Source organism: Pseudomonas hygromyciniae (assembly GCF_016925675.1).
Classification (GTDB): Bacteria; Pseudomonadota; Gammaproteobacteria; order Pseudomonadales; family Pseudomonadaceae; genus Aquipseudomonas; species Aquipseudomonas hygromyciniae.
Genome location: NZ_CP070506.1, coordinates 109,010 through 120,000 on the forward strand (window position 1 = coordinate 109,010; position 10,991 = coordinate 120,000).

General features: G+C 57.7%; 9 protein-coding genes and 1 rRNA gene (1 of these 10 cut by a window edge). 3 read left to right on the plus strand and 7 right to left on the minus strand.

The genetic code is table 11. The features are described 5' to 3' along the window. Positions 1-93: 93 nt before the first annotated feature. From JTY93_RS00525 to JTY93_RS00555, 7 genes are all read right to left on the minus strand, one after another. A complete protein-coding gene (locus JTY93_RS00525) occupies positions 94-414 on the minus strand; it encodes a DUF2388 domain-containing protein (RefSeq protein WP_057442142.1) in 321 nt (106 codons plus the stop codon). 315 nt (positions 415-729) lie between these two features. Next, the gene (locus JTY93_RS00530) at positions 730-945 is read right to left on the minus strand and encodes a DUF1127 domain-containing protein (RefSeq protein WP_007911656.1); all 216 of its coding nucleotides are present in this window, start codon (positions 943-945) and stop codon (positions 730-732) included. A 318-nt stretch (positions 946-1,263) separates the two neighbouring features. Then, a complete protein-coding gene (scpC, locus tag JTY93_RS00535) occupies positions 1,264-2,757 on the minus strand; it encodes a succinyl-CoA:acetate CoA-transferase ScpC (protein ID WP_205476090.1) in 1,494 nt (497 codons plus the stop codon). Between the two features lie 180 nt (positions 2,758-2,937). Next, on the minus strand, positions 2,938-4,374 hold the full coding sequence (locus tag JTY93_RS00540; RefSeq protein WP_205476089.1) for an NAD(P)(+) transhydrogenase (Re/Si-specific) subunit beta: 1,437 nt from the start codon (positions 4,372-4,374) through the stop codon (positions 2,938-2,940). Beyond that, positions 4,374-4,694, minus strand: coding sequence for an NAD(P) transhydrogenase subunit alpha part 2 (locus tag JTY93_RS00545; RefSeq protein WP_003233786.1), 321 nt, complete (start codon positions 4,692-4,694; stop codon positions 4,374-4,376). Before JTY93_RS00545 ends, JTY93_RS00540 begins: the two co-directional genes overlap by 1 nt. A 15-nt stretch (positions 4,695-4,709) precedes the next feature. Then, on the minus strand, positions 4,710-5,831 hold the full coding sequence (locus tag JTY93_RS00550) for a Re/Si-specific NAD(P)(+) transhydrogenase subunit alpha (RefSeq protein ID WP_205476088.1): 1,122 nt from the start codon (positions 5,829-5,831) through the stop codon (positions 4,710-4,712). Between the two features lie 449 nt (positions 5,832-6,280). Beyond that, positions 6,281-7,180 carry a LysR family transcriptional regulator gene (locus JTY93_RS00555; RefSeq protein ID WP_205476087.1) on the minus strand — a complete coding sequence of 300 codons (900 nt, stop codon included), beginning with the start codon at positions 7,178-7,180 and terminating at the stop codon, positions 6,281-6,283. A 157-nt stretch (positions 7,181-7,337) separates the two neighbouring features. Here JTY93_RS00555 and JTY93_RS00560 point away from each other — a divergent pair, with 157 nt between their 5' ends. From JTY93_RS00560 to JTY93_RS00570, 3 genes are all read left to right on the plus strand, one after another. Continuing rightward, positions 7,338-8,519: an acyl-CoA dehydrogenase gene (locus tag JTY93_RS00560; protein ID WP_029290432.1), complete on the plus strand. Its 1,182-nt coding sequence runs from the start codon at positions 7,338-7,340 to the stop codon at positions 8,517-8,519. A 13-nt stretch (positions 8,520-8,532) separates the two neighbouring features. Further along, entirely contained in the window at positions 8,533-9,753 is a 1,221-nt protein-coding gene (locus JTY93_RS00565) for a CaiB/BaiF CoA transferase family protein (RefSeq protein WP_205476086.1), read from the plus strand. Between the two features lie 566 nt (positions 9,754-10,319). After that, positions 10,320-10,991: ribosomal RNA gene (locus tag JTY93_RS00570) — 16S ribosomal RNA — on the plus strand; it runs 866 nt beyond the window's last position.

Genomic DNA, 10,991 nt, shown 5'->3' on the forward strand with positions numbered 1-10,991 from the left:
GCGAACAACCTGAGAGCGCAGTGTTTTAGCCGTGAGCCCCGCGTTATCGTTCGCGATCTTCGCGAGCAAGCTCGCTTCTACAGTGAGTCAAGGTCAGATGGCGAGGATCGCCTGGGCCAACTGAACGTCAGTGGCGGCATTGAGTTGTGGCGCCTGTTGGCGGATCTGTGCCAAGGCGCTTTCCAGCTTCACGCCACGGATGGCGCCTTCGCTGGCGACGAAGCTGGCGGCATCGTCACGTGCAGCGCGCACGACTTTATTGTCGCGCAGGGAGGATGTGGCATCGGAGCTGGCGTCGGAAGTGGCTTTGAGCGCGCCCACAATCGAGTCGGTGGTCACGATCAGGCTGGTGGCGCTGGCATTGGCAGCAACGGCAAGCAGGGCTGCAGCGCTTAGCAAACGAAGACGGGACATGGGTGACTCCTGTGAATGAGACGAGCTGATGACGCGATAGTAGCTGGCGCCTATCTGTTCGGGTAGTACGCAGTGGGAAGTCGGTGCCCGGAAAGACTCAATCAACCGGTAAAAATCAATCGCCACTTAATTGTACTGGTTACTTTTAATGCTATTTAAACTGTACTGGTTTGCGTGATGAAGAAGACGGTCACGCTACTTTTTCGTCCTCCCAGAAACAACAAAACCCGCCTCCGGTTACCCGGGGCGGGTTCTGCTACAACAATTCGGGGTGCTGGCGGTGGACCCGGTAGGTCAGGGCCAGCGGGCGCTAAATCAGCGCCAGAACGGCTTGCTCAGCTCTTCGTAGCGTTGAGCTTCGCTGATCCCGGCATCGGCCAGCAGACGCGAGTCCAGACGAGCCAGTTGATGGCGGCTGGAGATGCGGCGCTGCCACAACATCAGGTTGGCGATAACGCGCAGAGGCAGGGAAGCCTGGGTGTTGACAGCTTTATCTTCGAAGAACAGTTCGGAACTGAGTGTACGTTCCATGATGACATCCTTCCGCTTGTGGCGGGATTAGGTAGTGGTTTAACTGATGCCAATGATCCTCCTCCGGCGCAAGACTCTCTAGATACAGTTCACCTGTATTGTGAGGGGCCAGTTAACTGTTTATAGGGGCTGTACTGTACGGAAATGGGGCAACTGTACCTGTCGGCACTTATTTGGTGCGTTTTAGGTGTTGTCGAAGGGATTTGTAGGGTTTTACGGTAGGAAGCGACCGGTACAGCAGTACAGTTTTTTTCATAAGAGCCACAAGCAGATCCGGGCGAATGCAACGGTGTTTGCATCCGCCCGGGTCTGTGTTGATCAACCTTTGAGCATATGCCCGGTTTCTTCCAGGTTGATGTGCCAGCTCAGGGCTTCGCGCAGAATATGCGGAGTGTGCCCACCGATGGCGCAGGCGGCGGTGTAGTAGTTGTTGAGGGCGTCACGGTAGTCAGGGTGTACGCAATTATCGATGATCACCCGCGCCCGTTCCCGTGGCGCCAGGCCGCGCAGGTCGGCCAGGCCGATCTCGGTCACAAGGATGTCGACGTCATGCTCGGTATGGTCCACATGGCTGACCATCGGCACCACGCTGGAAATCGCCCCGCCTTTGGCAATGGACTTGGTGACAAAGATCGCCAGGTGCGCGTTGCGGGCGAAGTCCCCTGAGCCGCCGATGCCGTTCATCATCCGCGTACCGCAGACGTGGGTGGAGTTGACGTTGCCGTAGATGTCGAATTCCAGCGCGGTGTTGATACCAATGATGCCCAGGCGGCGCACCACTTCCGGGTGATTGGAGATTTCCTGCGGGCGCAGCACCAGTTTGTCCTTGTAGCGCTCCAGGTTGCCGAACACGTCGGCATTGCGCCGCTGCGATAAGGTGATCGAACTGCCGGAGGCAAAGCTCAGCTTGCCGGCGTCGATCAGGTCGAAGGTCGAATCCTGCAGCACTTCGGAGTACATGGTCAGGTCTTCGAAGGGCGACTCGATCAGGCCGCACATCACCGCGTTGGCGATATTGCCAATACCGGCCTGCAGCGGGCCGAGCTTGTTGGTCATGCGCCCGGCGTCCACTTCCTGCTTGAGGAAGTTGATCAGGTGATTGGCGATCGACTGGGTGTCGCTGTCAGGCGGCGTCACCGTGGAGGCGGAATCAGCCTGGTTGGTGATGACGATGGCGACGATCTTCTCTGGCGGGATCGGGATCGCAGTGCTGCCGATACGATCATCTACCTTGACCAGCGGGATCGGCGTGCGGGTTGGGCGGTAGGTCGGGATATAGATGTCGTGCAGACCTTCCAGGTTCGGGTTGTGCGCCAGATTGATCTCGATGATCACCTGCTTGGCAAAAATCGCGAAGCTGGCCGAGTTGCCCACAGAGGTGGTCGGCACGATATGGCCTTGCTCGGTGATGGCCACGGCTTCAATCACCGCGATGTCCGGCAGCTTGAGCTGGTTGTTGCGCAACTGTTCGACGGTTTCCGACAGATGCTGGTCGATAAACATGACTTCGCCGGCATTGATGGCCTTGCGCAGGGTGCTATCGACCTGGAATGGCATGCGGCGCGACAGCACGCCTGCTTCGGTCAGTTGTTTGTCCAGGTCGTTGCCCAGGCTGGCGCCGGTCATCAGGGTGATTTTCAGGGGCGAGGTCTTGGCGCGTTCGGCCAGGGCGTGGGGCACAGCCTTGGCTTCACCGGCGCGGGTAAAGCCGCTCATGCCGACGGTCATGCCGTCCTCGATCAGGGCGGCAGCATCGGCGGCGCTCATGACCTTGTTCAACAGCGAAGGCAAGCGGATACGATCACGGTACATGGATTGTTATCTCGGGCAACGGAGGCAAGGTGGGCAGTCTAGTGATTTCAAAGGTTTTCGTCCCGCTACCATGGTCGAATGCCAGGTGGCGATTTAGAGCCTTTGGTCGGGTTTTTCCCGTTAATAAAAAACCCCAGCCTACGGGAGGCCGGGGTTTTGGGTATTGCGCTGGAGCAGTGTTTATTCGACGGCCTTGACCATGTCTTCGATGACCTTCTTGGCATCGCCGAAGACCATCATGGTCTTGTCCAGGTAGAACAATTCGTTATCCAGGCCGGCGTAACCGCTGGCCATCGAGCGCTTGTTGACGATGATCGTCTTGGCCTTGAAGGCTTCGAGAATCGGCATACCGGCGATCGGTGATTTCGGATCGTTCTTGGCGGCCGGGTTGACCACGTCGTTGGCGCCGAGCACCAGCACCACGTCGGCCTGGCCGAACTCGGAGTTGATGTCTTCCATCTCGAACACTTGGTCGTAAGGCACTTCTGCCTCGGCCAGCAGCACGTTCATGTGACCAGGCATGCGGCCGGCAACCGGGTGGATCGCGTACTTCACGGTGACGCCGCGATGGGTCAGCTTCTCGGTCAGCTCTTTAAGGGCGTGTTGCGCCCGCGCTACCGCCAAGCCATAGCCCGGCACGATGATCACGGTGTCGGCGTTGGTCAGCAGGAAGGTGGCGTCGTCGGCCGAACCGGACTTCACCGGGCGCGCTTCTTTCGAGCCCGCTGGCCCTGCCGCATCCGGCGCGTTGCCGAAACCGCCGAGCAGTACGTTGAAGAAGGAACGGTTCATCGCCTTGCACATGATGTACGAGAGGATCGCGCCGCTTGAGCCCACCAGGGAGCCGGCGATGATCAGCATCGAGTTGTTCAGCGAGAAGCCGATCCCCGCTGCAGCCCAGCCGGAATAGCTGTTGAGCATCGAGACGACCACTGGCATGTCTGCGCCGCCAATCGGGATGATGATCAGCACGCCCAGCACGAAGGCCAGGGCCAGCATCAGGGCGAAGGCGCTGAGGTTGCCGGTGAACATAAACACCAGGCCAAGGCCCAGGGTCGCCAGGCCCAACACCAGGTTCAATTTGTGCTGGCCACTGAACTGTACCGGTGCGCCCTGGAACAGACGGAACTTGTACTTGCCCGACAGCTTGCCGAAGGCAATCACCGAGCCGGAGAAGGTAATGGCACCGATGGCTGCGCCGAGGAACAGTTCCAGGCGGTTGCCCGCAGGAATCGCGTCGCCCAGTTGCTTGACGATGCCCAGCGATTGCGGCTCGACCACTGCGGCAATGGCAATGAACACCGCGGCCAGACCGATCATGCTGTGCATGAAGGCGACCAGTTCCGGCATCTTGGTCATTTCTACGCGCTTGGCCATGATCGAGCCGGCAGTGCCGCCGATCAGCAGGCCGACAATCACATAGCCAATGCCGGCAGTGGCAAGCTCTGCACCGAGCTTATAGATCAGGCCAACGGTGGTGAGCACTGCCAGGGCCATGCCGAGCATGCCGAACAGGTTGCCGCGTCGGGATGTGGTTGGGTGCGACAGGCCTTTAAGGGCCTGGATAAAGCAGATCGACGCGATCAGGTAGAGCGTCGTCACGAGGTTCATGCTCATTACTTCTGCACCTCTTCTTTAGCCTTGGGCGCTTTCTTCTTGAACATCTCAAGCATCCTACGGGTAACCAGGAAACCGCCGAACACGTTAACGGCAGCCAGGGCCACAGCCAGGGTGCCCATGGTCTTGCCCAGCGGTGTGACGGTGAGTGCAGCCGCGAGCATGGCGCCGACGATCACAATCGCCGAGATCGCGTTGGTCACTGCCATCAGTGGCGTATGCAGCGCGGGGGTGACGTTCCAGACCACGTGGTAACCGACATAAATCGCCAGCACGAAGATGATCAGGTTGTAGATACCGGGGGAGATAAGCTCTTCCATCGTCTGAATCCCTGCTTAGGCGTTTTTGCGGATGACTTGGCCGTCGCGGCACATCAGGCACGCGGCGACGATGTCGTCTTCGAGGTTGATTTCAAACTGCCCTTCCTTGGTGAAGACCAGCTTCAGGAAGTCCAGCAGGTTGCGCGCATACAGGGCCGAGGCATCGGCAGCGACGGCACCGGCAAGGTTGGTCGGGCCACAGATGGTCACGCCATTTTCCACCACCACCTGGTCGGCGACGGTCAGTGGGCAGTTGCCACCCTGGGCCGCGGCCAGGTCGATTACTACCGAGCCTGGCTTCATCTGGGCGACGGTTTCGGCGCTCAGCAACGTCGGGGCCTTGCGACCCGGGATCAGGGCGGTGGTGATGACAATATCGGCTTGCTTGGCGCGCTCATGCACGGCCAGGGCTTGGCGCTGCATCCAACTGGTGGGCATAGGGCGTGCGTAACCGCCGACGCCGACGGCGCATTCGCGCTCTTCGTCGGTCTCGTAGGGCACGTCGACGAACTTGGCGCCGAGGGACTCAATCTGCTCCTTCACGGCCGGGCGTACGTCGGATGCTTCGATAACTGCACCCAGACGTTTCGCCGTAGCGATCGCCTGCAGGCCGGCAACGCCGGCGCCGAGGATCAGCACGCGGGCGGCTTTCACCGTGCCAGCGGCGGTCATCAGCATGGGCATGAAGCGCGGGTAGTGATGGGCCGCCAGCAGTACCGCCTTGTAGCCGGCAATGTTGGCCTGGGAGGACAGCACATCCAGGCTCTGCGCACGGGAGGTGCGCGGTGCGGCCTCCAGGGCGAAGGCAGTGATGCCATGTTCGGCCAGTCGGGTGATGGTTTCGTTGCTGAACGGATTGAGCATGCCCACCAACACGGTGCCGCTTTTAATCAGCGTCAGCTCGCTGTCGCTGGGAGCGACCACCTTGAGAATCAGCTCGGCGCCAAACGCGTCGCTGGCACTGCCAATGGTTGCGCCTGCCGTTTCATAGGCACTGTCGACGACGCTGGCTGTGATACCTGCACCGCTTTGTACAGTGACCTTATGGCCCTGGCCGATCAGCTTCTTGATGGTTTCCGGGGTTGCAGCAACCCGCGTTTCACCGGTCTGGGTTTCGAGAGGAACACCAATGTGCACGTCAAATCTCCTGCATGATCTTTTTGCTTTTGATTTTTGTAAAAAGGCCAGTGCACCGCGAGTGGCGCAACTGGGGCGGCCGATCAGCACGACCCCGCTGAAATGACAGCAGGGCGCGGCATTTTGCAGGCGAACTTTACGGCCTTCAAGGGATTATGACGGGTGACGAAAAATTAACTACAAGTCACCCTGTGACTGATTGTCGCAATACGCGGGAATAATCTCTTGGAATACAGGTGTTTAAAGGCTTATGGCGGGAAAAGACGATTTTCGCAATTGCCGACATGAATGGTCGGTCATGGGCTGTGAATAACCGCTGGAGAGCTTATAGCTACTGGCTTTCAGGCCATTTTTCAGTGGATCAGTACAGTCTGTCTAAAGGCGACATATATTTATATCTGTAGGGTTCTTAATTTCTTGACTACAGAGTCAGTAAAGTCGAAAGGTGCCTAGAACTGGCGGCTGTAGCGCTGTGCCTGATCAACCAGCCAGTCTCGAAAGGCGTGCAGTGAAGCGGATTCGACCTTTCTCTCTGGAATCATCAGGTAATAGGCCTTACTGCTGGTCAGGGCCTGTTGGTTGGCAATCACCAACTGTTTCTCGCTCAGTTCCCGCTGAATAAGAAACGCCGGGATCAAGGCAATTCCCATGTCGTGCATGGCGGCCTGGGACAGCATGGAGAATAGCTCGTAACGTGGGCCTGTCATGTCGCGGGGGATGTTCAATTGTTGTGCGTTAAACCACTGGCGCCAGGCGTAGGGCCGTGTGGTTTGCTGGAGTAGCGGCAGTTCGGCAATTTCCTCTGCGCTGAAGTGCGAGCGCTGCCCCAGCAGTCGTGGGCTACAGACGGGCAGCGGGTTTTCGCCCATCAACCTGTGGGATTCGGTGCCGGACCAGTCGGCATCGCCGAAATATACGGCGGCATCGAACTCCGTGTCAGCGAACAGGAACGGGCGGGTCCGGTTGGTCAGGTTTACCGTGACTTCCGGGTGCTGCTGCTGGAAGTCCTTGAGGCGTGGGATCAGCCATTGGGTGCCGAACGTGGGCACCACTGCCAGTTCGATCACATTGGTGCCTTGCTGGCCCATCACTGACAGGGTGTCGCGTTCCACGGCGTCGAGTTGTGTCGCCACCCGCCGGCTATACGAAAGCCCGGCTTCCGTGAGTTTTACCCCGCGTCGCGAGCGCCGAAATAGTTCGACACTCAAAAACTCCTCAAGGCTGGCGATCTGTCGGCAGATCGCGCCCTGGGTAATGGAAAGCTCCTGCGCAGCCTTGGTAAAGCTCTCGTGGCGGGCCGCCGCTTCAAAACTGACCAGGGCTGTGGTGCTGGGGATCTTCCTGCGCATGTACCGTACCCTCACTAATAAAAGGCGGTTTTGCCCTTCTCAATCGCTACGGAGTGAGAAATTAGCACAAGCCTATGCAAAAACCTCGTTTGCCCTCCTCGCTTACCCGGCCTAGGCTCCATGCACGACTTTTGATTTACTTCGCGAGGACTCACTCATGGGCGGTAAGGCAAGCTTCAACTGGATCGATCCACTGTTGCTGGATCAGCAGCTCACCGAAGAAGAGCGCATGGTGCGCGACAGTGCCGAGCAATTCGCCCAGGACAAGTTGGCGCCGCGTGTGCTTGAAGCCTTCCGTCATGAAAAAACCGATCCTGCGATTTTCCGTGAAATGGGTGAGACCGGCCTGCTGGGTGCGATGATTCCCGAACAGTACGGCGGCAGTGGCTTGAACTATGTCAGCTACGGCTTGATTGCCCGTGAAGTGGAGCGAGTCGACTCTGGCTATCGCTCGATGATGAGTGTGCAGTCCTCCCTGGTGATGGTGCCTATCAATGAGTTCGGCACTGAAGCGCAAAAACAGAAGTACTTGCCCAAGCTGGCCTCGGGTGAATGGATTGGTTGCTTCGGTTTGACCGAGCCAAACCACGGTTCGGATCCGGGCGCGATGATTACCCGGGCGCGCAAGGTGGATGGCGGCTACAGCCTGACCGGCAGCAAGATGTGGATCACCAATAGCCCGATTGCCGATGTGTTTGTGGTCTGGGGCAAGGATGACGCCGGCGACATCCGTGGTTTTGTCCTGGAGAAGGGTTGGAAAGGCCTGAGTGCACCGGCGATTCACGGCAAGGTCGGTTTGCGCGCTTCGATCACCGGTGAAATCGTCATGGACAACGTTTTCGTTCCTGAAGAAAACATCTTCCCCGATGTGCGCGGCTTGAAAGGTCCGTTTACCTGCCTGAACTCGGCACGCTACGGCATCTCCTGGGGCGCCTTGGGGGCTGCGGAGTTCTGCTGGCACACGGCGCGCCAATACACCCTTGATCGCCAGCAGTTCGGGCGTCCACTGGCTGCCACGCAGTTGATCCAGAAAAAGCTCGCGGATATGCAGACCGAGATCACCCTCGCCTTGCAAGGCTGCCTGCGTCTGGGGCGAATGAAAGATGAAGGGACCGCTGCGGTGGAGATCACCTCGATCATGAAGCGTAACTCCTGCGGCAAATCCCTGGATATCGCCCGTATGGCTCGCGACATGCTTGGTGGCAATGGCATCTCCGATGAGTTCGGGATTGCCCGGCATCTGGTCAACCTGGAAGTGGTGAATACCTACGAAGGCACGCATGACGTCCATGCGCTCATCCTCGGGCGCGCCCAGACTGGTATCCAGGCGTTCTATTAATAGGAGTTTGACCATGGGCGCGCTATCGCATCTGCGGGTGCTGGATTTGTCACGGGTGCTGGCGGGGCCTTGGGCTGGGCAGATTCTTGCCGATCTCGGCGCTGAGGTGATCAAGGTCGAGAGGCCTGGTAGTGGTGACGATACCCGCGCCTGGGGGCCGCCCTTCCTTAAGGATGCTTATGGTGAGAACACCAGTGAAGCGTCCTACTACCTATCGGCCAATCGCAATAAGGAGTCGGTGACTATCGACTTCACCCGACCGGAGGGGCAAAAGCTGGTCCGGGACCTGGCGGCAAAGTCGGATATCTTGATCGAGAACTTTAAGGTGGGCGGCTTGGCGGCGTATGGCCTGGACTATGAGTCGCTCAAGGAACTCAATCCTGAGCTGATTTACTGCTCTATCACCGGGTTTGGCCAGACGGGGCCTTATGCGGCACGAGCTGGTTATGACTTCATGATCCAGGGGTTGGGTGGCTTGATGAGCCTGACGGGGCGCCCCGAAGGTGATGAAGGGGAAGGTCCGGTCAAGGTGGGCGTGGCGCTGACCGACATTTTGACCGGGTTGTACTCTACGGTGGCGATTCTGGCGGCTATGGCGCACCGCGATCATGATGGTGGTGGCCAGCATATTGATATGGCTTTGCTGGATGTCCAGGTGGCTTGCTTGGCTAATCAGGCGATGAACTACCTGACGACGGGTGTGTCGCCCAAGCGGCTGGGTAACGCGCATCCGAATATCGTTCCGTATCAGGACTTTCCCACAGCTGACGGCGATTTCATCCTGACCGTGGGCAATGACGGACAGTTTCGCAAGTTCGCCCAGGTCGCCGGGCAGCCGCAGTGGGCTGACGATCCGCGGTTTGCGACGAATAAGCTGCGAGTGGCCAATCGGGCGGTGCTCATTCCATTGATTCGCCAGGCGACCGTATTCAAGACCACGGCCGAGTGGGTGTCCCTACTGGAGCAGGTGGGTGTCCCCTGTGGGCCGATCAATGATCTGGCGCAGGTGTTTGCCGATCCTCAAGTGCAGGCGCGCGGGTTGGCAATAGAGTTACCGCACCCGCTTGCGGGCAAGGTGCCGCAGGTGGGAAGCCCCATGCGGCTGTCCAAGACGCCGGTGGAGTATCGCAGCGCGCCGCCTCTCCTGGGCGAGCATACGGCTCAGGTACTCAGTCAGGTGCTGGGGCTGGGGGCGGCTCACGTGGCGGCGTTAAGGGAAGCTGGGGTTATATGAGGTGTCTATATAGAGGGGTTATATAAAAGAGGCTGGTTGTTTTTTAATCGATCGTAACTAATTGATAGAAAAGCAAAATCAAAGGTTGACGGCGAATTCTAGAGGTCTATAATTCGCCCCACTTCCGGCGCAGTCGAAACGGAAAACTCCTTGGCAAACAATGAGTTATGCAGTTTTCGGCAGCAAGTTGCTTCAGTTCATCGAAGCCAAAAGGAAGTTGAAAAAGAGGTGTTGACAGCAGCGTGTAACGCTGTAGAATTCGCCTCCCGCTGACGAGAGATCGGAAGCGCAAGTGGTTGAAGTTGTTGAGAAAATCCTCGAAAACTTCTGAAAATAACCACTTGACAGCAAATGAGGCTGCTGTAGAATGCGCGCCTCGGTTGAGACGAAAGATCTTAACCAACCGCTCTTTAACAACTGAATCAAGCAATTCGTGTGGGTGCTTGTGGAGTCAGACTGATAGTCAACAAGATTATCAGCATCACAAGTTACTCCGCGAGAAATCAAAGATGTAACCAACGATTGCTGAGCCAAGTTTAGGGTTTCTTAAAAACCCAAAGATGTTTGAACTGAAGAGTTTGATCATGGCTCAGATTGAACGCTGGCGGCAGGCCTAACACATGCAAGTCGAGCGGTAGAGAGAAGCTTGCTTCTCTTGAGAGCGGCGGACGGGTGAGTAATGCCTAGGAATCTGCCTGGTAGTGGGGGATAACGTTCGGAAACGGACGCTAATACCGCATACGTCCTACGGGAGAAAGCAGGGGACCTTCGGGCCTTGCGCTATCAGATGAGCCTAGGTCGGATTAGCTAGTTGGTGGGGTAATGGCTCACCAAGGCGACGATCCGTAACTGGTCTGAGAGGATGATCAGTCACACTGGAACTGAGACACGGTCCAGACTCCTACGGGAGGCAGCAGTGGGGAATATTGGACAATGGGCGAAAGCCTGATCCAGCCATGCCGCGTGTGTGAAGAAGGTCTTCGGATTGTAAAGCACTTTAAGTTGGGAGGAAGGGTTGTAGATTAATACTCTGCAATTTTGACGTTACCGACAGAATAAGCACCGGCTAACTCTGTGCCAGCAGCCGCGGTAATACAGAGGGTGCAAGCGTTAATCGGAATTACTGGGCGTAAAGCGCGCGTAGGTGGTTAGTTAAGTTGGATGTGAAATCCCCGGGCTCAACCTGGGAACTGCATTCAAAACTGACTGACTAGAGTATGGTAGAGGGTGGTGGAATT